The 23,164-nt window shown below is 49.9% G+C and carries 21 protein-coding genes; 3 read left to right on the top strand and 18 right to left on the bottom strand.

The window, feature by feature from the left end:
* Positions 1–70: 70 nt before the first annotated feature.
* Positions 71–1,654: a glycosyltransferase family 39 protein gene (locus IPF95_07060; GenBank protein ID MBK6474456.1), complete on the bottom strand. Its 1,584-nt coding sequence runs from the start codon at positions 1,652–1,654 to the stop codon at positions 71–73.
* 118 nt (positions 1,655–1,772) lie between these two features.
* Between IPF95_07060 and IPF95_07055 the strand changes: the two genes are divergently transcribed.
* Genes IPF95_07055 through IPF95_07045 form a run of 3 tightly spaced genes read left to right on the top strand, consistent with a single transcriptional unit; the run spans position 1,773 to position 4,230 of the window.
* Entirely contained in the window at positions 1,773–3,125 is a 1,353-nt protein-coding gene (locus IPF95_07055) for a HAMP domain-containing histidine kinase (protein ID MBK6474455.1), read from the top strand.
* 2 nt (positions 3,126–3,127) lie between these two features.
* Positions 3,128–3,829 (top strand): response regulator transcription factor, encoded by a 702-nt coding sequence (locus IPF95_07050; protein ID MBK6474454.1) that lies wholly within the window; start codon positions 3,128–3,130, stop codon positions 3,827–3,829.
* Between the two features lie 53 nt (positions 3,830–3,882).
* The gene (locus IPF95_07045) at positions 3,883–4,230 is read left to right on the top strand and encodes a hypothetical protein (GenBank protein ID MBK6474453.1); all 348 of its coding nucleotides are present in this window, start codon (positions 3,883–3,885) and stop codon (positions 4,228–4,230) included.
* A gap of 88 nt (positions 4,231–4,318) precedes the next feature.
* Here the strand turns inward: IPF95_07045 and IPF95_07040 are convergent, their stop codons facing one another.
* The 17 genes from IPF95_07040 to mraZ form a co-directional block, all read right to left on the bottom strand.
* On the bottom strand, positions 4,319–5,692 hold the full coding sequence (locus tag IPF95_07040) for a hypothetical protein (protein MBK6474452.1): 1,374 nt from the start codon (positions 5,690–5,692) through the stop codon (positions 4,319–4,321).
* A gap of 7 nt (positions 5,693–5,699) precedes the next feature.
* Positions 5,700–6,029, bottom strand: a complete 330-nt coding sequence (locus IPF95_07035) for a hypothetical protein (protein MBK6474451.1) — start codon at positions 6,027–6,029, stop codon at positions 5,700–5,702.
* Between the two features lie 355 nt (positions 6,030–6,384).
* The gene (locus IPF95_07030) at positions 6,385–6,840 is read right to left on the bottom strand and encodes a GatB/YqeY domain-containing protein (protein ID MBK6474450.1); all 456 of its coding nucleotides are present in this window, start codon (positions 6,838–6,840) and stop codon (positions 6,385–6,387) included.
* Positions 6,841–6,870: 30 nt separating this feature from the next.
* Positions 6,871–8,493, bottom strand: a complete 1,623-nt coding sequence (gene ftsZ, locus IPF95_07025) for a cell division protein FtsZ (protein MBK6474449.1) — start codon at positions 8,491–8,493, stop codon at positions 6,871–6,873.
* Between the two features lie 48 nt (positions 8,494–8,541).
* A complete protein-coding gene (gene ftsA / locus IPF95_07020) occupies positions 8,542–9,870 on the bottom strand; it encodes a cell division protein FtsA (GenBank protein MBK6474448.1) in 1,329 nt (442 codons plus the stop codon).
* Between the two features lie 33 nt (positions 9,871–9,903).
* The gene (locus IPF95_07015; GenBank protein MBK6474447.1) at positions 9,904–10,707 is read right to left on the bottom strand and encodes a hypothetical protein; all 804 of its coding nucleotides are present in this window, start codon (positions 10,705–10,707) and stop codon (positions 9,904–9,906) included.
* Entirely contained in the window at positions 10,704–12,080 is a 1,377-nt protein-coding gene (locus tag IPF95_07010; protein MBK6474446.1) for a UDP-N-acetylmuramate--L-alanine ligase, read from the bottom strand. The genes IPF95_07015 and IPF95_07010 overlap by 4 nt, the downstream gene beginning before the upstream one ends.
* Positions 12,077–13,210, bottom strand: coding sequence for an undecaprenyldiphospho-muramoylpentapeptide beta-N-acetylglucosaminyltransferase (gene murG / locus IPF95_07005; GenBank protein MBK6474445.1), 1,134 nt, complete (start codon positions 13,208–13,210; stop codon positions 12,077–12,079). The genes IPF95_07010 and murG overlap by 4 nt, the downstream gene beginning before the upstream one ends.
* Positions 13,182–14,357 (bottom strand): FtsW/RodA/SpoVE family cell cycle protein, encoded by a 1,176-nt coding sequence (locus tag IPF95_07000; GenBank protein ID MBK6474444.1) that lies wholly within the window; start codon positions 14,355–14,357, stop codon positions 13,182–13,184. Before IPF95_07000 ends, murG begins: the two co-directional genes overlap by 29 nt.
* 47 nt (positions 14,358–14,404) lie before the next feature.
* On the bottom strand, positions 14,405–14,905 hold the full coding sequence (locus IPF95_06995) for a hypothetical protein (protein MBK6474443.1): 501 nt from the start codon (positions 14,903–14,905) through the stop codon (positions 14,405–14,407).
* Between the two features lie 9 nt (positions 14,906–14,914).
* Positions 14,915–16,249, bottom strand: coding sequence for a UDP-N-acetylmuramoyl-L-alanine--D-glutamate ligase (gene murD, locus IPF95_06990; GenBank protein MBK6474442.1), 1,335 nt, complete (start codon positions 16,247–16,249; stop codon positions 14,915–14,917).
* On the bottom strand, positions 16,246–17,493 hold the full coding sequence (locus tag IPF95_06985) for a phospho-N-acetylmuramoyl-pentapeptide-transferase (protein MBK6474441.1): 1,248 nt from the start codon (positions 17,491–17,493) through the stop codon (positions 16,246–16,248). The genes murD and IPF95_06985 overlap by 4 nt, the downstream gene beginning before the upstream one ends.
* Entirely contained in the window at positions 17,493–18,956 is a 1,464-nt protein-coding gene (locus IPF95_06980) for a UDP-N-acetylmuramoyl-L-alanyl-D-glutamate--2,6-diaminopimelate ligase (GenBank protein ID MBK6474440.1), read from the bottom strand. The genes IPF95_06985 and IPF95_06980 overlap by 1 nt, the downstream gene beginning before the upstream one ends.
* Positions 18,953–21,064 carry a transpeptidase family protein gene (locus tag IPF95_06975; GenBank protein ID MBK6474439.1) on the bottom strand — a complete coding sequence of 704 codons (2,112 nt, stop codon included), beginning with the start codon at positions 21,062–21,064 and terminating at the stop codon, positions 18,953–18,955. Before IPF95_06975 ends, IPF95_06980 begins: the two co-directional genes overlap by 4 nt.
* A complete protein-coding gene (locus tag IPF95_06970; GenBank protein ID MBK6474438.1) occupies positions 21,061–21,474 on the bottom strand; it encodes a hypothetical protein in 414 nt (137 codons plus the stop codon). Before IPF95_06970 ends, IPF95_06975 begins: the two co-directional genes overlap by 4 nt.
* Positions 21,455–22,402 carry a 16S rRNA (cytosine(1402)-N(4))-methyltransferase RsmH gene (rsmH, locus tag IPF95_06965; protein MBK6474437.1) on the bottom strand — a complete coding sequence of 316 codons (948 nt, stop codon included), beginning with the start codon at positions 22,400–22,402 and terminating at the stop codon, positions 21,455–21,457. Before rsmH ends, IPF95_06970 begins: the two co-directional genes overlap by 20 nt.
* Positions 22,392–22,856 (bottom strand): division/cell wall cluster transcriptional repressor MraZ, encoded by a 465-nt coding sequence (gene mraZ, locus IPF95_06960; protein ID MBK6474436.1) that lies wholly within the window; start codon positions 22,854–22,856, stop codon positions 22,392–22,394. The genes rsmH and mraZ overlap by 11 nt, the downstream gene beginning before the upstream one ends.
* Positions 22,857–23,164: the final 308 nt, after the last annotated feature.

The raw sequence follows: 23,164 nt of genomic DNA, 5'->3' as shown, positions 1-23,164 counted from the left end.
CAGTATCATAGATCGATCCAGCTATGACAAGGCTGGAACGCGCCGATACCCATTCAAATAGGCCAAATGATCAATAGATCAGGATAAACCGAGCCTCAACGGCCTTATACCGCTTTATAGGATCGATCATATCGAATCCCATGAGCTGCACCTCATAATTCTGGAGGACCACTTCGCTCTTCGGTCTGAACCCTGCTTGTATCAATTGTTCGCGATGAATTACATCCGTATACACTGCAACACCGGGCCCAATAACATCATTTGCCTCCCCAACATTACTGATCCATTTCACTGGAAACCCAGCATAAAGGTCCAATGCGGTCCCGCTCAGATGCATCCCAAAAAAATGGTTTCGATCATAGCCGTTCTCTGCGGCCCACTTACCAGCTTGTGCATTTGCTTGGTAGTGTAGTATTTGTGGATAAACATGACCATTGACGGTGATACCGATACCCATCATGATCCAGAATGTGGCAAGGAACAGACCGGATCGATCCGCCATTCTGTGCAGGATCAGGACTGCCACTACCACTAGGATGAGCATCAACGCAATGAACGGAACCGACCCATTTGGAAACGACCATGCGGCCAGAACGACGGTCAAGCTCCAGACCAGGATCACCACTATTCCATGTGTTCGAAAGAGCCAAGCAGATCGGGCCGAATGCCAAGCCCTAGCACCAAGTACCGCCAGCAACGGTAGTATTACGTACAAATAATGCGGTAGTTTGAAATGAGACAAAGAGATCGCCACGAAAACAAGTACAATACCCGAAATAGTGAAGTATTCGCGCGCAGTCCGTTCAACCACTTCCTTGACCGAGGCCAGGATCCCGACGAGAATAAAGATCGTCCAAGGCAACATTTGCCATAGTACTTCATGTGTAAAGTAGAAGTAACTGGAATCATCTTTCCAACGATTCTCGCCGGTGATCCTTCCGAAGCTTTGTTCCCAGAAATAGAACCGCAGTCCTTGTATTCCGTGCTGTTCATATAACCCGATACACATTGGGATAAGCAGAATTCCGATCACGAGAATACCGATCAACCATCGGGCATCACGGAATACATCCCATCTTTTGGCGAATGCGATATGTCCGATCAACGCCAACAACGGCGCCATTATGCCCATTGGTCCTTTGACCAACATACCTGCACCAATAGCCATGGCGCACAACCCCAATTGCCACCATCGGCGTTGTTCGATCCACGCTGCACCAGCCCAGATCGCGGTCATTACGGAACCGGTCAATATGGTATCGCAACGCACATCGTTCGTCATTAAGAGAAATGCCGCACTACCACCGAACATGAGTGAAGCACTTCGAGCGACCTCTCGGGACGAATAAAGCAACGTGAAGCGGTAAGTCGCGACCAGACCCAGAAAAGCAAAAAGAATGCTCGGCAATTTGTAGCTCCAATTGCTTATTCCAAATAACTTGAAGGACAGTGCCGAAAGCCAGAACAACAAAGGTGGTTTGTCCAGATAATCATGCCCTCTGAAATACAATTTCGTCCAATTATCACTTGCAAGCATGTCGCGGGACATACCAGCGTATTGGGCAGCATCCACCTCCATAACATCCAATCCGGCCCCCGCTATGGTGACCAGCACTATACCGGCAATTGCGAAATGGAAGGAGCGTTGTGTCACGGAAATGCGGTTGCGGGATGGCAGGTGTAACCAGGTGCGAAAGTAAAACCGATGTTAATACCGACCGGAACGTATTATCGTCTGTGTAACATTGCACTAACGGAAGTAGCATAGGAGCATGGGTCGAAAAGCCATAGGAACGTTGATGTTATTGGCTACGTTGAGCGTGATCGGCGTTATCGTGACACAGCTCCTTTGGCTACAGGTCGCAGCATTGAACCAACAGGAACAGGCGGCATTGAACCAGGAACAAGCGTCGCAATTGGAAAAACAGTTCAATGATCGGGTAGTGATGGCGCTTACCGATGTTACGGAACAGATCCTATCCATTACACAGGACCCGACCGATCTATACGATGCGGTAAAACAAGTGCGACCTAATTATTTCGCCGTTACCATCAACGACACCGTACATCCATACCTCTTAGAAGCCATGTTGCGGAAAGAGTTCAGCCGTCGTAACATCCAGGAGGATTTCGAATATGGCGTTTACGATTGTTTTACGGACAGCATTGTATATGGCAACTATGTTTCCGTGGATAGCGTCAATACGGATACAGTGCCGCATTCTGAGTTATTGAAGCTGGACAAGGACGGTCATTATTTCGGTGTGTTCTTTCCGAACCGCGAGGTCAGTTATTGGAAAGAGGACACCAGCCGTTGGACCTGGATCTTTCCAGCGATCGTAACGTTGATCGTATTCAGTTTTTTCGCGTATAGCGTCTGGGTGATCTTGAAACAACGCAAGTTGAGTGAGATGAAGAATGACTTCATCGGTAACATGACGCATGAACTAAAGACGCCTATTAGTACGATCGCATTGAGCAGTGAAGTGATCAGCGACCCGAATATCATCAATGAACCGGATCGCTTACGGGAATATGCGCGGATCATTGGCAGTGAAAATGAACGTCTTCGCATTCAAGTGGAACGGGTCCTTCAGCTTTCAACATTGGAAAAGGGTAATCTGAAGATCAAACACGAGCGTGTGGATCTGGACATGATCGGCAACGACCTACTGGATCTGTTCCGGCTCCCAGCCAAAGAACGCAACGTGCATGTTGAGCTGATAGCGAATGATGGTCCTCACATTGTCATTGGTGACAAAATACACTTGACCAATGCCGTTGCGAACCTGCTTGACAATGCGTTGAAGTACGGACCGGATAATGCTACGATAGAGATCCGGTTGAACAGCGCGAACGGCAACGTAAGTGTGAGCATACATGACCAAGGCATTGGCATAGCAAAGGCTGAACTGGATACCATTTTTGAACGATTCTATCGTGTGCATACCGGCAATGTGCACAACGTAAAAGGATTCGGGCTTGGCCTGCACTACGTGAAACAGATCGCTAAGGAACATTGTGGCAAGGTCACTGTCCAAAGTGAATTGGGACGTGGCAGCGTATTTACATTGACGCTTCCGCTCGCCAAGCAGGAGCAACTAGAACGCACTCCAACAGCATGAACATGACCGATAGAAAAGAGACCATTTTACTAGTAGAGGATGATCAGAACCTTGGCTTCGTGATCCAGGACTCATTGAAACGTAAGGGCTATACCGTCCATCTCAGCAGAGACGGGAAGGATGGTCTTAAACATTTCAATGAGCACGTTTATGACCTTTGTGTTCTGGATGTGATGCTGCCCCATAAGGATGGATTCAGTCTTGCGGAGGACATACGTTTGATAAATGCCGAAGTACCGATCGTATTTCTCTCGGCGAAGAGCCAGACCGAGGATCGCATAGCAGGATTCAAAGCAGGCGGCGATGATTATCTAACGAAACCATTCAGTCATGAAGAACTGGTACTTCGTATTGAAGCCATACTGCGTAGAACATCCGGCACCGGATCGGAAACGCGCGATCGCGAACATTTCGAACTCGGTGAATACACCTTCGACTTTCGGAATCTGACGCTGACCCACCCGACCGAGGAACGGAAACTGACAAAGAAAGAAGCCGATGTTCTTCGGTTGTTGTGCATGCATCAGGAACAAGTACTTCCGCGTGAACTCGTGTTGAATATGGTATGGGGTGATGACACCTATTTTCTTGGACGTTCACTTGATGTTTTCATCAGTCGATTAAGAAAGTACCTGAAAACGGATGAGAAAGTAAACATCGTTAATGTGCATGGTGTTGGATTCAAGCTTGTAATAGAACACTAGGAACAGCAAGGGTTTTCTTCAATCGCAAATGAATCCAACGAATCAATTCGATCATGTTGATGGGCGATATCAACATTGCAGCGTTGGAATATGGATGCATTGATTTGCTCACTGATAACTTCACTGCCATACGTTTGGGGAAACACTCCAAAACAATGGCTAAGAAAGCAAAGAAAGCAGCGACGAAAGCAGCCCCTAAAAAGGCAGCAAAGAAGGCAGCGAAAAAAGCAGCCCCAAAAAAGGCAGCTAAAAAAGCAGCTAAAAAAGCAGCCCCAAAAAAGGCAGCTAAAAAGGCAGCTAAGAAAGCGGCTAAGAAAGCAGCCCCTAAAAAGGCAGCTAAGCCAGCAGCTCGCAAAGCTCCTAGAAAGGCAGCGAAAAGAAAAGCGGCCAAGAAGAAGTAAGCGCGTTTTGGTAACGCACGTTAGGCCCGCGAAAGCGGGCCTTTCGCTTTTATAGTGGTTCCGGAACTACCTGTGGTTCATGAACGGATCAGAACACAACGAACCGGGTCGAATTCGTTCGACCATTTTTGCCAACCCTTGAAGCGATATATGAACCACCCACCAGAGGAGGCGTTACATAGTGCTCATTCTCCATCATGCTCAATGATAGTACCTGGCGGCCAAGTGCATCATGAATGTAAAGCACATCGCCTTTCTTGAATCCGCTGATCTGTAAGGTGCCAGCGCCACCTCCTTGCCAAATGACCAGTTGTTCTTGTACTGTAAACTCCGTGGGCACACCCACGGGTAGGCTGCATGTATCGGCGTACGTACTACCCAAGTAACGAGCCATATGGTTGGTAAAAACCCCATCCACGTTGGGGTTGCTTTGCGAACCATAGAAAAGTGTGTCATGGTAGAATGCAATGGTCTCTACGCGACCTTCGATCTCGCCGCCTAGCCCGCACCATTTATTTCCATCCCAAGTCGCCATGCGCCATGCGGGCACATTGCCTGCATGCCAAAACACCCCACCAACGAAAAGTTTTCCATCATGTACCTCCATATCCTCTGCAACTACATACAGCGCTTGCCCGTTGTCCATATCCTGTAGTCCGGTGCCTACGGGTTGCAAACTCCCTACCCCATCATACTTCAAAACACCTTCGCCTATGTTACCCTCGCTAATGTGTATACCACCTGCTATATAAAGCTCATTCTGGTACACCTCCAAGGCATTGCCCACCGCAAACGAACCGTACAATCCAGTACTCGCTGCAGGTACCCATGCATCGCCTTCGAGTTTGAAAAAATCACTTGAAGTTGTAGTGGAGCTAATATTTCCACAGATATAGATCTCATCATTGAAGATGGCAATATCCATAACCATCGGGCTATTGTTTGGTAGTACGTCTTGCAACCTACCCACGGCTTCCCAATGGTTACCAACACGCTTCGCCACTCCCTTAGCGGTGTCACCATCATTGATATAAATGAATCCGCCAACCAAGTAGAGATCATCTTCTAATATCTTTAGGTGAAACGGCGAACCAACGAACGCACCGTAGTCATACCATTCCCCATCATACAAATACACGCAGGACTCATGTGGCTGACCATTGATCGTGCTAAAACCCCCACTGACGATGATCGTGTCATGGTAATTCACTATAGATCGAATAGACTGGTCAAAGATCCCAATAGTTGACCAAGCACCATCTTGGTATTTATACAACGCATTGTCATTGTTCGTTCCGTTGAATGTACATTCCCCGCCTGCATAAAGCGCATCATTCGCCGTGTCGGCATACAACCTCTGAATGTATGCACAACTACCTGGATGCCCAGCTGGTGCCCATAGATCCTGAGACTTAGCAGCAACTACTATCACCAAAGCAAAAAACAAGAGAATAATTCTCATGGCTTGATCAATGCAACACGAGTGCTTTTGCACCAAATGCGCCGTTGAAGGTGATCACATACGCCCCATCAGACAATGCATCAAGGTCAACTATGAAACCTTCTTTGGTTCTTGACATTGAACTCGTCAATATCTGTCTTCCTGTACTATCGAAAACCAACGGAGCCTGAGCAAGTTGCTCAGAGCCGATGATCTGTCCATTGTTTCTCCAGAACGTTGTATGCTTACTATCTTCTTCACCATATTTATCCGATGGTATAAGCGGATCCTGTGGTGCAACATTCACACTAATGGAGGCACATATCACAAAGAACCAAGCGTAGGTCATGCTATTCATGAGGAAGAAAATTATGCTGTTTGCTTGGTGAATGTAGTCGAAATGATCAAGTTGGTTTCGTCTTGTCCTATGGCTAATTGAGTCTTCCATTGTATAGCGGAATTGTGTCAACCTATTCTAGGACGGGACACATAATACCATTTCGTCATACAGTCTCGACCAATTTGCTCGCTCTTTTCCGACCATGCTTCTCAATAAAATAGTTCCATAGCTTTGGATATGAAAAGATTTTCTTGATCGCCTGATCAAAAAATTGCTACACAACTTTAGTCGATTCATAAGACGAAATGGTATAAAGCGAAAAGGCGCGCCCGGTTTGGACACGCCTTTTCATTCAACCCTAACCTAACCCTGCTCAGCCCCCGCTGAGCAGTTCTTTTACGAGCGCCGCAATAGCGCTTCCATCAGCCTTACCGGCCAATCTTTTATTCGTTTCACCCATTACTCGGCCCATATCCGCCATACTTTTCGCACCTGTCGAAGCAATCACTTCACGCACAACATCAGCCACTTCCTCCTGGCTCATCTGTTGCGGCAAATAGGCTTCTATCACCTTCGCTTGCACTTCCTCTTCGGCGGCAAGATCCTTTCGATCCTGTTCGATATAGATCGCCGCACTCTCCAACCGTTGCTTATGAAGTTTCTGTAGGATCTTCATACCGACCGCTTCATCCAGTTCCTCACTACTCCCTCCTTTTGTAAGTTCGAGCAGTATCGCACTTTTTATTGCGCGCAAAGCATTCAACTTGTCCCTTTCACGGGCAAGCATGGCTGCTTTGATGTCAGCATCGATCCTTTCCTTCAGTCCCATTTTTAGTTTGCGCGTTCTTGCCACGATCGATCAATCGACGTTGTCGTGCAAGTAGTTGTTGTTCTTCTTCAGTTCTACACGACGTTCGCCATTTTCATCGATCTCCTCGTTAAGCGTGTACCTGCTCACATTGGAATCGGTGCTCGGCTTGGCATCGTTCAACTGAATGTTCTTGCGCTTATAGGCCGGCTCACGCTCCAGATCGGTCAACCCGTTCGGCGTGCGCAAGCGCATGTTCAATTCGCGAACATGTGCAACACGTTGTTCTACGCGGTTCTGATGTTCATCGTGGGACAGACGCGCCTCCTGCACTTCGGTTCGTGGCACCGGCGTTTCCGTTACGGATCCGTTCTTCACGGTATCGCCGTATAAGTTGTGCATCTTTTTTTCCGTATCGGGTGCTGGCTCCTTTTTCGCTTCAACAGGTTTGTTGGTGTGCACAGGTGGTTGATCGATGATGAATTCGATCTTGCTCTGTGCAATTGGCGTTGGCTCCGATACCGGTTCTACTTGCTTGAGGTAAGGCTCCTCCGTTACCTTGGTACTAGGTGAACGATCCAACTTTTCTTCCGGGACCACGGTTGCATTTGATTGCACAGGATTGACGATCGGTTGCGTGATCATGGTCGGGCGATCCGCATCCAATGGGATCACGGTACGGGTGTTCTGTTCAGTAGCAATGGCTCCTGTAATTGGATGTGTTGGAAAGCCGGTTGCAATAATGGTGATGCGCACTTTCTCACCAAGGCTTTCATCCTTGCAATATCCCCAGATCACATCGGCACTACTACCAGCGGCTTCTTGAATGTGCTCAGTGATCTCACTGATCTCATCCATCTGCACCGGGTTCGTACCGTGCGTAATGTTCAGCAATACGAATTTGGCTCCTTCGATATTGTTATCGTTCAATAGTGGTGATGCCAATGCTTCATGGGCTGCGCGCACAGCACGGTCCTCACCTTCGGCTTCGGCCATACCCATGATGGCTACACCGCTTCGGGTCATCACGGTCCGTACGTCCTCGAAGTCAACGTTGACCTTACCTGTCATGGTAATGATCTCGGCGATACCCCTTGCACCGGTCGTTAGTACGTTGTCGGCATGCTCGAAGGCATTATCCAGTGATAAATTCCCGAAAAGATCCCGCAACCGATCATTGTTGATCACCAATAAGGTATCAACGGCATTGCGCATTTCTTCGATACCGATCGCGGCTTGTTGCTTGCGTCGGCGACCTTCCCATTGAAAAGGACTTGTAACGATACCAACGGTAAGGATGCCCATTTCGCGAGCGATCTCAGCGATAACGGGAGCTGCACCGGTTCCGGTACCACCACCCATACCCGCTGTGATGAAGACCATCTTCGTACGCTTGCCGAGGAGTTCTTTGATCTCGTCGATATTCTCTCCGACCGCATCGCGACCACGTTCAGGTACTGCACCAGCGCCGAGCCCTTCGGTGAGGTTCACACCGAGTTGGAGTTTCACCGGCACTGGGCTTATATCAAGCGCCTGGCGATCCGTGTTACAAATGATGAAGTCCACGCCGGCAATTCCTTGCGTGTACATGTGGTTAACGGCATTGCTGCCACCACCGCCCACACCGATCACCTTGATAATGGAGCCTAGTTCTTTTGGAAGATCGAATTTCATGACTTCTGGGGGATTTTTTTGGAGTGTAATTGCGGGTCTTTCAGTAGGTCAGTTCTCGTCGTCCTTGAGCAATTCACTTGCACCTGAAAGGACTGACTTAAAGAATGAACCGATCCTACCTGGTTCGGAATGTTCTTTAACGGTGCTAGCGGATCTGCGCATTGGGTTACGCGCATCGGCCGCATGTGGGCGACGGCGCTCCAGATAATCAAAGCCTTTCATAACAAGGCCTACACCAGTTGCATGCAAGGGGCTTGTAACATCTTCAACCGCACTTTTCGCAATGTGCTCATTCGGGTATCCGATGCGTGTGGACATGCCGGTCATGTACTCAACGAGCTGTTTCAAATGCTTCAATTGTGCACCACCACCGGTCAACACCACACCAGCGATCAGTTGTTTTTCCAAGCCACTGTTCTTGATCTCGAAATACACATGTTCCATGATCTCTTCCATGCGGCTTTGGATCACTTCAGCCAACGTGCGCAAGCTGATCTCCTTGGGTTCGCGACCGCGCAGACCGGGAATGCATACAACTTCGTTCTCCTTATTCTCTGCTGCAAGAGCGGATCCGAATTTCGTTTTCAATAATTCAGCCTGATCCCGCATGATCCCGCAACCTTGGCGGATGTCTTCCGTTACCACGTTACCACCGAATGGAATTACCGCCGTGTGACGAATGATATTGTCGAAGAAGATCGCGATATCCGTTGTACCACCACCGATATCAACAAGCACCACACCAGCTTCCTTCTCCTCTTGGCTTAGCACAGCATCCGCACTTGCCAGTGGTTCCAGGATCAATTCGGTAACATGCAGACCAGCTCGGTGTACGCATTTATTGATGTTACGCGCAGCGGTCACCTGGCCACTGATGATGTGGAAGTTGGCTTCCATGCGAATTCCGGACATACCGATCGGGTCACGGATCCCTTGCTCGTTATCCACGATATATTCTTGCGGCAACACGTGAATGATCTCCTCACCCGGCGGCATTACCAAACGATAGGTCTCATCGATCAACAGGTCGATATCATTCTGCGTGATCTCTTCATCGTTGCTCTCACGCATCTTCATACCGCGGTGCTGCATGCTACGGATATGCTGTCCGGCAATACCCACATTCACGGTGGTGATCTCGACACCAGCGCTATCCTCGGCCATTTTCACTGCAGCTGTTATGCTCTCCACCGTCTTTTGGATATTTGCCACAACACCACGGCTCACCCCGTCTGATTTCGCTTTCCCCATCCCGAGGATCTCGATCTTGCCTTGTTCATTCTTTCGCCCCACGATGCAGGCGATCTTTGTGGTACCGATATCGAGGCCGGCTACGATATCAAGGTGCTCGTTAAGCTTCTGATTTTCTTGATCCATTTCTAATGCGGGTGTTTAGGGTCGTTGGAACGGTTAGGGTGTAGTGCGTTTAGTACAGACGACCTGGTCAGCGAAACGCAGGTCGATCCTGTCGTAACGTCTCCAATCGGCTTTCGGAATTCCTTTTTCGTAGAAGATCTTGAGTTTGGCGAATCGTTGTTCCAATTCGGAACCATCGCCTAAGAGGATACGCTGTGCACCGATCTTTGGTATCAGCTCGAATTCACCATCATTCTTTACAACAACCTGATCAATAAGAGCGTTCCACAAAGCGTCCTGACGAATGAACATGGCCAGTCGATGGATATCATCGGAACGGAATCGATCCACGATACTGTCCGTAGCGAATACGGATCGGACACCATCCGTTGCACCGGGTTCGTTCAACGCACCGGTGACAACGAGCACACGCGCGGTATAATTCGGATCGATCGGCATGGTGATCCCTTCCTGATCGATATAGAAACTGGTACCGTCAGCATTGAATACACGTACCACAGGTGCCCGTTGCTTTACCATTACGTGCAACGTGCCATCCATGGTATGATGTGCTTCTGCTTGCGAAACACAGGGTAGGCCGCGCAGTCGTTCTTCAATGATCGGCAGATCCAATTCACCGATCGGCGAACCAAGTACCGCGATACCTTGATCCAATACTTGGCGCCGAACACCGACATCATCAATGAAATGAACGCCTTCATCGCCGATCACGGTGATCTTCAGGTCCGAAATAAGGGTACCATCGGAGGTCCGTTCCACGAAGCCGAGCATGACCACCACGCTGATCGCGCTGAGCACGATCATAAGTGGCCGAACTATTTTCCTGAGCTTGTTCATGGGTAGCGTTGATTGAGCTGACGTTCGAGCGGGGCCACCAAACTGTCGATGTCACCGGCGCCCATGGTCAGCACGACCTCCACATGGCGTGAATCAATTTCCTTCAAAAGTGATTCTTTCTTGATGCATTCTTTCACGTCCATCGGAACATGTTTCAACAACCAATCGGAAGTAACTCCTGGGATGGGCTCTTCCCGAGCAGGGTAGATATCGAGCAACAGGAGTTCATCCAATTGCGCTAGGCTCTTACCGAAATCCTCAACATTGTCCCGTGTGCGTGTAAAAAGGTGAGGTTGAAAGATCCCGGTGATACGCTTACCCGGATAGAGCTCACGAACACTGGCTATGCATGCATCCAGTTCCTTAGGGTGATGGGCATAGTCGTCGATATAAACGACCTTTTCATTCGAAACACGTGTTTGGAAACGACGTGCCACACCTCGGAATGATGCCAGCCCTTGTTGTAAATGGTCAGGAGAAACTCCCAGGCGGAGTGCTACAGTGGAAGCCGCGATCGCATTCTCCACATTGTGCTTGCCTGCCATACCCAGTTCAAGGTCCTTGATCATTCGGCCTTCCGCGAAAAGGTCGAAAACATACTTGCCACCCACTATGCGGAGGTTCTCAACACGCGGGGACCCGGAGCCTGTAAGCGCATAGGTGATCACATTGGAACGCTCCTTGAAATGGTCAGCAATGCTTTCATGCACCAACAATGGACCATCACAAAGGATCGCGAATTCGGTGTAGGCATCGAACATGGCCTTCGGCGTACCGTAGATATCCATGTGATCTGGATCCATTGCCGTGATGATCGACTCACTTGGACAGAGCTTCAGAAAGCTGCGATCATATTCATCCGCTTCAACGACGTTCACTATCGCATCATCGTTCAGTAGAACGTTCGTCCCGTAGTTGGCGGCTATTCCGCCGAGAAATGCATTGCATTTCACCTTGCCGACGGTGAGCAAGTGGGCCAACATGGTACTGACCGTTGTTTTTCCGTGCGTTCCCGCCACAGCAACAGTTCTTCGTTCCGCCGTTACCAATCCCAACACTTCGGCGCGTTTCATGATCTTGGCACCACGGTCCTGCCAATACTTCAACAACCGCGAATCCGCAGGAACGGCTGGTGTACGCACAACAAGGATCTCGTTCGCTGGAGCGTTCGCATATTCCTCCGGAATGGAACGTGGGTCTTCATTGAATTGTACGGAAACGCCTTCGCGCATCAACTCGTTGGTCATTTCACTTGGGGTACGGTCGTAACCAGCCACTTCCGCACCTCGCCTACGGAAATAGCGTGCAAGACCTGACATACCGATGCCACCGACACCGATGAAAAAGAATTTATATCCGTTCAATTCGGTCATTTGGTGCGTGCCAATCGTATTACTTCAACTGCTATCGCTTCGGCGGCATTGCGCGTGCCCATGCTGGCGATCGCAATTCGCAACTTCTCCAATGCTTCGGTATCGTTCATTAGACCCAGTACGGTCTTTCCAAGTTCTTCCACTGCATCCGCATCGTTCAACAGAACAGCCGCTCCTCGATCGGTCAGCGCCCTTGCGTTATGCGTTTGATGATCCTCCGCAGCGGTTGGTAACGGCACAAGGATCGCAGGTTTTTGCACTAGGCACAATTCGCTTACACTTATCGCACCGGCACGAGCTACGACCAGGTCTGCCACAGCATATGCGTAGTCCATTCCGGTAACGAATTCCATGACCTTACAATCATCATAGCCAAGATCAGCGGCTGCCTTCCGTGCTTGTTCGAAATAGGGCGTTCCTGTTTGCCAGATCACTTGGATACCAGCTTCCTTGAACTTAGGCAAGGCCGCTTCCACGCCCTTATTCACCCCGCGTGCTCCAAGCGATCCGCCGGTTATAAAGAGCACCGGTCTTCCTTCTTGCAACCCGAATAGTTCCATGCCCCTTAGCCTTTTACCAGTGAGACGAACCACTTCTTGTCGAACCGGGTTTCCGGTCAACAACACTTTTTCCTTCGGGAAGTATTTTTCCATTCCTGCGTATGCCACGCAAATTCGATCCACACGTTTGGAGAGGTATATGTTGGTCTTGCCGGGGAAACTGTTCTGCTCCTGGATCAACGTCGGCACATTCATACGTTGCGCCGCAGCGAGGACCGGCCCACTGGCATAACCACCAACACCCACCGCAACATCCGGCTTGAATGTTCTCACCAGTGAACGCGCCTTCATCATACTCCGGACCAAACGCCATGGAAGCGACAGATTCTTTGCAATTGAACCACGTTGAAAACCGCGGATCGGCAAGCCTTCGATCTTAAACCCTGCCGCTGGAACTTTCTCCATTTCCATTTTTCCTTCGGCACCAACGAACAGGAATTGGGCAGCACTTTCCCGCTCACGCACTGCATTTGCAATTGCGATGGCTGGGAAGATGTGACCGCCGGTACCACCCCCGGAGATCATCACCCTAAGGTCTCCCTTAAGCGACGGCTGTCCGAGGTTTTGCATCCTTTTTTATGATCTGAATATCGTCTATACTTCGGCTTACACTGAGAACAATGCCAATGGCAAGGCAGGTGAACCAAACGCTGGTTCCTCCCATGCTCACCAAAGGCAACGGCTGACCTGTTACCGGAACAAGGTCCACAGCAACGGCCATATTGATCATGGCTTGCAGCACCAACATCAGACTGAGTCCAACTGCAACGAGCGATCCGAATTTTTTATCGCACCGTCCGGCGATCTTGACCGCTCGGAAGAGGAGTATCAAATACAGCAATAGCAACCCCAATCCACCGATGATACTTCCGTACTCTTCAATGATGAATGCGTAGATCATGTCCGAATAAGGATGTGGCAACCAGTTCCGGGAATTACCACTTCCTGGTCCGTTCGGTAACAGCCCACCGGAAGCGATCGCGATCTTGGCATGCTCCACTTGATAATTCGCGTTGCGATCATCACCTCCGAAATTGGAAACACGGTTTGTCCATGTCTCTACACGCGGCAAAACATCCAACTCCAAGGCTTCGTTCGCCATGACCAACAGAACGAATGAACCCACAGCCAAGCCTACGATAGCGAGCAACCATTTGATCGGTACTTCGCCAATGAACATGATGATCATGCAGAGAAGGAACAAGAGCGCCGCCGTCGAGAAATTTGCAGGAAGTATCAAACCACAGATCACTCCTACGGGAACCATCAGGTTCACCAGCACATCGCGGAACGTCCATTCCTTATCCTGTTGTTTTCCGATGACACGAGCGAGGTAAACGATCAATACCACCTTAGCCAGATCACTGGTCTGGAAGCTTTGGTTAATGATCGGTATCGTGATCCACCGACTGGCATCATTGATATTCGAACCGAGCAACAGCGTAAGCAATAACAAGCCTGCAACGATGCTGATCGCTAATTGCGAAAGCCGCGAGTACATGCTGTACTTCAGCATGGAAGCGTAATACATGATCACGCCACCGGTCACTAACATGATCCCATGTTTCATTAGAAAATGCAACGTGGAACCACCTTCCCTTTTGAAGGCAAGTGAGCTGATGGAACTGTACACCGCCAGCAAACTGATAACGGCCAATATCATAGCGGTCATCCAGATCACACGATCTCCTTGAAGCTTATTTAAGAGGGTTTTCAGTTCGTTGGATGGTTTTTCGTTCTCAATTCTTGATCCAGTTCCGCTGACTATAGATCCCTTACTGCGCGTTTGAATTCAGCGCCGCGCTCTTCGTAATTCGCATAACCATTTCCGCTCGGGCAAGCAGGGCTGAAAAGCACGGCCTCTCCATCCTTTGCCAATTCTCTTGCTAGAAAAACAGCAGTACGTAATTCCTTCGCATGGAACACTTGAGCATCCTCTTTTCCTTGCACTTCTTTTACCGGACCGAAGAGCACTACTGCACTAACATGTTCCTGCATGAGCTCAACCACTTGGCTTTGGGCCATCTCGTCGCTCCATGCACCGGTGATCCACACCACGCGTTGGTCCATGTTACCGAGCGCTTCCAAGGTCGCATCCAAGAACGTAGATTTCGAATCGTTGATGTAGATCACACCATCCACGGACAACACCATTTCCATGCGGTGTGGGCCTTGTCCCTGAGCTTCAATGGCAGCTTGGCGTGCTTCAAGCAATTGCCCGCCGACCATTCGAAGCGAAGAAGTAATGGGTTTCTTTTCCATCATCGTTCTGTTCTAGAGCCCCTTCACTGCGGACTTGAACTGGCGCCCGCGGTCCTCGTAATTCTCAAATAAATCGAAGCTTGAACAGCATGGGCTCAGGAGAACCACATCGCCACTTTCTGCTAGTTCATAGCTTGTGCGAACTGCTTGTTCAGCACTCGCAGTATCCACCATGACCGGAACGATGGATCCGAAAACCTCATGAAGTTTCGCGTTATCCGTACCCAAACACACGATCGCTTTCACACGTTCCTTGACAAGTTCCATCAGTGACGAATAATCATTGCCTTTGTCTATCCCTCCAACGACCCAAACAATTGGTTTGGTCATGCTCTCCAATGCGTACCACGCTGAATTAACGTTGGTCGCTTTAGAGTCATTGATGAATTCGATCCCGTGCACCATTGACACATACTCAAGTCTATGCTCCACGTTCTGGAAATCGCTGAGGCTCTCCCTGATCACCTCACTTCGGATCTCGAGTACGCGCGCTGCGATACCCGCAGCCATGGAATTATACACGTTGTGTTTGCCTTTCAGCGCTAATTCGATCATTGACATTTCGAAGGTGGTTTGGTTTGTTTTGATGTGGATATGGTCGTTAACGAGAAATGCTCCTTGGGGAACGGAATGCTGAATTGAGAAAGGCCACTGCTGCGCCTTGATAGCGTTTTTTGATAACCAAGCCGCAGACTCGGGATCATCCGCACAATGGATGAAATGATCCGTCTCGATCTGGTTCATCGTAATGCGGAATTTGCTTTCCACATAGTACTGCATTCTGTAGGCGTACCGATCCAAATGATCCGGAGTAATATTCAGCAACACGGCGATGTGCGATCGGAAATCAATAATGCCATCCAACTGGAAGCTGCTTAGCTCAAGGACGTAATGCGAATGGTCTCCATCCGCTACCAACGCTGCGAAACTGTTACCCAGATTGCCGCCCATGGCCACGTTCAATCCCGCTCTTTGCAGGATATCGTTGGTAAGCATGGTCGTTGTGGTCTTACCATTACTACCCGTGATCGCGATTATCGTACCGTTGCAATAGCGGTAAGCGAATTCGATCTCACTGATCACTGGAATACTTTCCTTGCGCGCCGCGATGACCGATTTGGCAGTATCGGGAATGCCAGGACTCTTCACAATGGTTGATGCACCCAATACGCGTGCTTCCGTATGTCCTCCTTCCTCGAATGCGATCGCGTTCCTTTTCAATTCGTCGCGGTACTTCGGCTTGATCTCGCCTGCGTCGCTGACGAAAACATCGAAACCTTGTTGTTGGGCCAACCGTGCTGCCCCGACGCCGCTTTCCTGAGCTCCAAGTACCACCAGCTTCTTCATCTTAGCTTAAGTGTTACGATGGAAATAACTGCGAGCAAGACACCGAGGATCCAGAATCGTGATACGATCTTGCTTTCGTGGATCCCTTTTTTCTGGAAGTGATGATGCAAGGGCGACATCAGGAAAATGCGTCTTCCTTCGCCAAATCGTTTGCGGGTGTACTTGAAGTAGGACACCTGCACCATCACGCTCAAGTTCTCGACCAAGAAGATCCCGCAGAGTACCGGGATCAACAATTCCTTGCGCACGAGTATCGCTAGCGTAGCTATGATGCCACCAAGTGCCAGACTGCCTGTATCACCCATGAACACTTGCGCGGGATAGGCATTGTACCATAAGAATCCGATGCACGCACCAAGCAGCGCACCAATGAATACCGCCAGTTCACCCGAACCGGGTATATACATGATATCCAGGTATTGTGAGAAGATGATGTTACCGCTCACATAGGCCAGGATCCCGAGTGTCATCACGATGATCGCGGATGTACCCGTCGCCAGTCCATCGATGCCATCGGTAATGTTCGCGCCATTACTCACTGCGGTAATGATGAAGATCACCGCGAGGATGTATACGATCCATGTGTATTGTCTTGCATTGCGTCCGAATACACCGAGTATGGAGGAATAATTGAACTCGTTATCCTTTATGAACGGGATCGTTGTATTCGGGGATTTGCGGTCGAGCATGTAATGCGCCGTACCATCCTCTTCCTCGAAAACGCTCAGTTCAGAAGGAGCGAATTGTTGTGCCAGAACTTCCGGCACTTCAACGCGCGTACGGATCGAAGGATGGAAATAGACCGTAGCACCGATGATGATGCCTAGCCCGACCTGCCCAATTACTTTGAATTTTCCCGCCAAGCCTTTCTTATCCTTCTTGAAGACCTTGATGTAATCATCGATAAAGCCGATGGTACCAAGCCATACCGTACTTATGAGCAATAGGATAATGTATATGTTATCCAGTTTCGCGAACAATACTGTTGGGATGATCGTCGCGGATAGAATGATGAGACCACCCATGGTCGGTGTGCCTTGCTTCTGCATCTGCCCATCCAGACCAAGGTCGCGTACGGTCTCCCCGACCTGCATTTTGCGCAGTAGATTGATGATGCCTTGACCCCACCATAGCGAGATCAGCAATGACACGAATACGGCCATTGCTGCACGGAACGAGATGTAATTGAACACCCCTGATCCAGGGACATCATTACCAAGCCAATGGAACAAGTGATACAACATTATTTGTGCAGTAGTTCAAGGGTTTCCTTTAATACCGCGACATCATCGAACGGATGCTTGACGCCATTTACTTCTTGATAGGTCTCGTGTCCTTTACCCGCGACCAATACAACATCACCTGCTTTCGCCATTCCAACTGCTTGGCGAATTGCTTCCCGACGATCAGGGTTGGTCCATACTCTTGCTTGATCATTCGCAGCCACACCTTCACGCATTTCGTTGAGGATCGCCATTGGGTCCTCGCTGCGCGGGTTATCACTGGTGAGCACTACATGGCTACTGTTCAACGTGGCGATCTGCGCCATGATCGGGCGTTTCGTACGATCACGATCACCGCCACATCCTATCACAGTGATCACTTGTTCGGTTTCACCGCAAACGGCATTCACGGTTTCCAATACGTTCTTCAAGGCATCGGGCGTATGCGCGTAATCCACAATACCGATGATACCGCTTGTACTACGTACCAACTGGAATCTTCCGCGCGGTGGCTCCAGGTCGCTGAGTGCTGTCAACACGTTCAAGGGTGCCTCGCCTAAGAGGAGGGCTACGGCATACACAGCAACCAGATTACTCGCATTGAATTCACCGATCAACCGAGCGTACACATCATGTCCGTCTATGTTCAAATGCAGACCGGTCAGTTGGTTCTCTATGATGCGACCGCGATGATCGGCTATGTTGTGTACTGCATACGATCGCTTCTCTGCCTTTGTATTCTGCACCATCACAGAACTGTTCTTATCGTCCGCATTCACTATTGCGAATGCAGTTGATGGCAACTGATCGAAGAAGCGCTTCTTAGCTTTGATGTACGCATCGAACGTACCGTGGTAGTCCAAATGATCATGCGTGATATTGGTGAACAACCCGGCCGCGAACTTCAATCCGGCAATACGTTCCTGCACCACACTGTGCGAACTCACTTCCATGAAACAGAACGCTATGCGTTCGCTTACCATTTCGGCGAGCAACTCGTTCAAGCGGATCGCATCCGGTGTGGTGTGCGTACTTGGGATCGTTCGCTGTCCAATGCGTGTTTCAACCGTGCTGATCAACCCACACTTATGACCCAAGGTCCGATACAAACGGAACAACAGCGTTGCAATACTGGTCTTTCCATTGGTACCTGTGATCCCGATCAACTTCAGTTTACCCGACGGATGATCGTAGAAATTCGAAGCCATGATGCCGAGTGCTTCTTCGGCATGCTCTACACGTACGTACGTAACACTCTCCTTCAGCTCGGCAGGTAACGTCTCGCACACGATCGTATTCGCTCCGTTTTCGATCGCTTTTTCGATGAATGCATGACCATCGACCTGCGTACCTTTTATGGCAATGAACGCGGCAAAGGCGATCACTTCACGGCTGTCGAAAGCCAATTTCTCAATAGCGGTATTCGTTGAGCCGACCACTTGCTCAATGCGCACACGATAGAGTATGTCCTTCAGCAGTTTCATGTCAGTTCGATCACGATCATTGAACCACTGGTAGCCTTCGTACCTGGAGGAAGTGATTGACGCTTCACCATACCACTTCCTTCGAAGCGTACACGCAGGCCCCGATTCTCCAGGATGTAGATCGCATCCTTCAATCCCATTCCCAATACATTCGGAACCAGATCCATCGCACCTGTTGGAATTCCGCGGGATACGAGCGTTACACTGGAATCTCCTGCTTGGGTCGTAACCCATTCGCTTTCGGTATCAAAGACCATCGGAACCTTCAATGCTTCCATTGCGGTGCGTAGATCAGCGCTGTTCCCGCTCAACGAAATAGGACTTGATGGCCCCTTGGCCTTAGCAAGATGAACGCCTTGTTGTAACTCCAGTCGATTGCTGTAGATCTTATCGGCGATCTCTTTGAATATCGGTCCGGCCACAACGTTCCCATAGTAACCGCTCATCGTGGGTCCATTCACCACAACGATACAGCTGTACTTGGGTGCATCTGCCGGGAAATAGCCAACGAACGATGCTTGATAGCTGACCCCGTGTTGCTTGTAGCTACCATTGCGTGCGATCTGCGCGGTACCCGTTTTACCTGCGATCGCAAAATGCGCTGCGCGTAGGTTGGTGGCAGTGCCACTATCCACAACACCTTGTAACATTCCTTGAACGATGTCAAGGGTCTTATCGGATGCTATCCTTTCGTTGATCACTTGCGGCTCGAAGGTGCTGGTCACTTTTCCGTTGCGCGTTATATGGCTCACGAAACGGGGTTTCATCATCCGCCCATTATTCGCGACAGCATTGTAGAAAGTCAGTGTCTGCAAGGGTGTTAGCGACACTTCATAGCCTATGCTCATCCAAGGAAGACTAACGCCACTCCATCCTTTCTCACCAGGGTTACGCATGGTGGGTCTCGGTTCTCCGGGCACCAGTACCCCGGTCGGAAGATCCAGACCCATACGTCGCAGACCATCAACGAAACGCTTCGGATCCTTCTCATAAGCCCGGTTCACAGCCACGCTGATACCGGTATTCGAGGAGAGTTCGAATGCGCGTTGCACGGTGATCTTTCCATAACCTCCTTCGTGTGAATCACGCATGATGCGGTCCCTGAATCGCACCGCTCCTTTTTGTGTATCTACCGTATCCGTTGACGCGATCAGTCCATCCTCCAGACCCACCATTAGTGATGCTAGTTTAAATGTGGAACCGGGCTCTGTGCTTTCACCCACAGCAAAATTCTGAGCCTCGGAATAGGTGCTGTCCTTATACAGCATCAAGTTGCTGGCGGCCTTTATGTATCCGGTGGCAACTTCCATCACGATCACGCAACCGTAAACGGCACCATGTTTCAAGAGCTGTTGTTCCAAGGCATCATCCGCGACATCCTGTAGGTTGATGTCGATCGTAGTATGTATGTCAGAACCCTCGACCGGATCAACACCTTCACCATCATCGATCGGCATCCAGACACCACCGGTCAAGCGACGTTCCAACCTACGGCCGGTAACCCCTTTCAAATACTGATCATATCCATTCTCCAACCCGATCGTGGTACTATCCCGAAGCATGTAGCCGACAGTACGTTCTCCTAATCGTCCGAACGGATGCACCCTCACCGTTCGTTTCTCGGTCACCAATCCACCGCGATATCTTCCTAAGTTGAAGATCGGGAATTCACGGAGTTGTTGCACTTGCGCATGATCCGCACGACGCTTAACTAAATGGTAACGCTCTTTCCGTTTGCGTGCATCAACAAGGTCACGCTTGTATTCAACAGCGGTACGGTCACCAAAAAGTTGTGACAACCGAATGGCGAGCGAATCCACTTTGGAACTGAACATCTCCTCGCTGAGCCCGTCAGGGATCATGTCCATGCGCACGTCATACTCCGGAACACTGGTCGCTAACAACCGCCCATCTTCACTGTAGATATGTCCGCGATCCGGTTGAACGGTGCGGTAGGTGGTCGCAACATGCTCAGCCTTTGCACGCCATTCTTCGCCTTCAACAAGTTGAATGGTGAAGAGCCGAACAGAGATCGCCAGTGCGAATAGCACCATTACGATATAGACCATGTTGGCCCGAGCGCGCAACTGTTTGGTCGTATCCGTCATGGTGTTCTGGTATGATCCATTTCCTTCTTCTCCACGTCGATCTTCACAGGTGGCACAACACTTTCCTTCAAGCCAAGCACGGCGATCCGATCGGCTACTTTACTTTGTTGTTCATCGGTCTCCAGTTTGGCACGCACGGTGATGTATTCACTGCGCAGTTCTTTTAGCTCACTATCCGTGGAGCTGAGGTTGCGAACGATACGTTCCGTGTGATAACCATAACCGATGTAGGTGATCATCAACGCTGAGCAGAATAGTATGAAGGGCATATTGCCCAACACATTCTCACGTGTGAGGAACGTTCCATTCAACACATTCAAAAAGGCACGCGGCATCCGCGCCTTACTGGCGGGCGCATCTGAAGAGCCGTTCGCTTCCTTCTCTGCTTTCTTATTTTTCAACTTGTTCACTGCGTACTGCTATTCGTAAGCGGGCACTGCGGGCCCTTGGGTTCATTGCTACTTCGCTATCGCTCGGTTGTATTGCTTTGTTACTTGTAGGATCGAAGGGGCGTGTTCTGTTTCCGTAGATGTCCTTGTTCTCATGGCCAGCGAGATCTCCGCTTCGCATGTAATTCTTTACCAGTCGATCTTCGAGGCTGTGGTAGCTCATGATCACGAGTTTTCCTCCTGGAGCCATCACCTCTGCGGTCTGTTGCAGGAACAGTTCGAGCGAAGCGAGTTCATCATTGACTGCGATCCGAAGCGCTTGGAACACTTGCGCCAAAAAGCTACTCTCCTTACCACGGGGAGTCACCGGCCTCAACGCTTCCACCAACTGGAACGTGGTGCGGATCCGTCGGGATCTATTCGCATCGACCAGTTGATGTGCCACACGGTGTGCATGCTGGACCTCACCGTATTTGCGTAATACATCCGTGAGCGCATTCACATCCAGGTCGCGTAAGAGTTGTGCAGCATCCCGGGAATTGCGATGATCCATCCGCATATCCAATGGTCCATCGAACCGAAAGCTGAATCCACGGTCCCCGGTATCGAATTGGTGACTGCTGACTCCTAGATCTGCGAGAATTCCATCGACCGGAATGGCGTGGAGGTAGCGGAGATGATTCCTGATCCAACGATAATCCGCCTGAACCAATGTGAAGTGCGGCTTATTCTCGCCATCATACTTCTCACGCAGTATAGCGGCATTCGCCCAAGCATCACGATCGCGATCAAAGGCGATCAGCCTACCGTGCGGTCCGAGCTTTTCAAGGATGGCTCTGCTGTGCCCACCACCGCCGAACGTAACATCGACATAGGTGCCATCCGGCTGGATATTCAATCCTTCAATACAAGCTTGTAAAAGAACGGGCTCGTGGTACTCACTCTTCATCTGCGTTGCCTAGGCTGCCCATGACATCCTCGGCAAGCGCGGTGAGATCCACTTTTTCGCGCAACATTTTTACATGCGTGTCGGTACTCCATATCTCCACACGGTCCATCATGCCCACCATCCGTAGCCCTTTGCCGATTCCGGCGTGGGCGAGAAGGTGTTTCGGCAGGAGCAAGCGATCACTCGCGTCCAGTTCAATTGGCGTTGCTCCATTCATGAAGCGCCTAACGAACTCGACGTTCTTGGCCACGAAACGATTCAATCGTCGCATCGTGGTCTGTGTATGCTCCCATTCGACCATGGGGTAGAGCACCAAGCACGGCTTGAACACATCACGATTGATCACGAATCCTTTCTGGATCTCACCATCGAGCTGCTTGCGCAACCCGGACGGGAGCGTAAGACGGCCTTTGGCGTCCAGTTTCAGATCGTATTCACCGAGGAGGTTCAACATGCAAAGCGTTAGCTCGAAAACGTGGCGAAAGTAGGGTAATTGACCCACTCTGTTCCACTATAACCCACTTTTTTGTTCAATCGTTGATAACTTGTCAACGGTCAAACATAACAAATGTTGCAACAACCCGCGAAAAGGCTGGAATTAGTGCATTCAAACCCGTGGGTCAAAGTGGGGCATATGAACAATCAAAGGTTCAGAATATGACTCGGAGCTGATCACCAATGGATTGCTAAAAGTCTGGGATCAAGGCAATAACACTACAAAGCCAGAGCAGGATCGATCAACCGCTTTCTGTTGATAGCGGA

The organism is Flavobacteriales bacterium (assembly GCA_016704485.1).
Taxonomy (GTDB): Bacteria; Bacteroidota; Bacteroidia; order Flavobacteriales_F; family PHOS-HE28; genus PHOS-HE28.
This window is presented reverse-complemented; position numbering and strand designations above follow the sequence as displayed.

What these genes read in the sequence shown, in the direction of transcription:
- IPF95_07055 (MBK6474455.1), top strand. Translation starts at nt 1,773, where the DNA reads ATGGGTCGAAAAGCCATAGGAACGTTGATGTTATTGGCTACGTTGAGC.
- IPF95_07050 (MBK6474454.1), top strand. Translation starts at nt 3,128, where the DNA reads ATGACCGATAGAAAAGAGACCATTTTACTAGTAGAGGATGATCAGAAC.
- IPF95_07045 (MBK6474453.1), top strand. Translation starts at nt 3,883, where the DNA reads ATGTTGATGGGCGATATCAACATTGCAGCGTTGGAATATGGATGCATT.
- IPF95_07040 (MBK6474452.1), bottom strand. Translation starts at nt 5,692, where the DNA reads ATGAGAATTATTCTCTTGTTTTTTGCTTTGGTGATAGTAGTTGCTGCT.
- IPF95_07035 (MBK6474451.1), bottom strand. Translation starts at nt 6,029, where the DNA reads ATGAATAGCATGACCTACGCTTGGTTCTTTGTGATATGTGCCTCCATT.
- IPF95_07030 (MBK6474450.1), bottom strand. Translation starts at nt 6,840, where the DNA reads ATGGGACTGAAGGAAAGGATCGATGCTGACATCAAAGCAGCCATGCTT.
- ftsZ (MBK6474449.1), bottom strand. Translation starts at nt 8,493, where the DNA reads ATGAAATTCGATCTTCCAAAAGAACTAGGCTCCATTATCAAGGTGATC.
- ftsA (MBK6474448.1), bottom strand. Translation starts at nt 9,870, where the DNA reads ATGGATCAAGAAAATCAGAAGCTTAACGAGCACCTTGATATCGTAGCC.
- IPF95_07015 (MBK6474447.1), bottom strand. Translation starts at nt 10,707, where the DNA reads ATGAACAAGCTCAGGAAAATAGTTCGGCCACTTATGATCGTGCTCAGC.
- IPF95_07010 (MBK6474446.1), bottom strand. Translation starts at nt 12,080, where the DNA reads ATGACCGAATTGAACGGATATAAATTCTTTTTCATCGGTGTCGGTGGC.
- murG (MBK6474445.1), bottom strand. Translation starts at nt 13,210, where the DNA reads ATGCAAAACCTCGGACAGCCGTCGCTTAAGGGAGACCTTAGGGTGATG.
- IPF95_06995 (MBK6474443.1), bottom strand. Translation starts at nt 14,905, where the DNA reads ATGATGGAAAAGAAACCCATTACTTCTTCGCTTCGAATGGTCGGCGGG.
- murD (MBK6474442.1), bottom strand. Translation starts at nt 16,249, where the DNA reads ATGAAGAAGCTGGTGGTACTTGGAGCTCAGGAAAGCGGCGTCGGGGCA.
- IPF95_06985 (MBK6474441.1), bottom strand. Translation starts at nt 17,493, where the DNA reads ATGTTGTATCACTTGTTCCATTGGCTTGGTAATGATGTCCCTGGATCA.
- IPF95_06980 (MBK6474440.1), bottom strand. Translation starts at nt 18,956, where the DNA reads ATGAAACTGCTGAAGGACATACTCTATCGTGTGCGCATTGAGCAAGTG.
- IPF95_06975 (MBK6474439.1), bottom strand. Translation starts at nt 21,064, where the DNA reads ATGACGGATACGACCAAACAGTTGCGCGCTCGGGCCAACATGGTCTAT.
- rsmH (MBK6474437.1), bottom strand. Translation starts at nt 22,402, where the DNA reads ATGAAGAGTGAGTACCACGAGCCCGTTCTTTTACAAGCTTGTATTGAA.
- mraZ (MBK6474436.1), bottom strand. Translation starts at nt 22,856, where the DNA reads ATGTTGAACCTCCTCGGTGAATACGATCTGAAACTGGACGCCAAAGGC.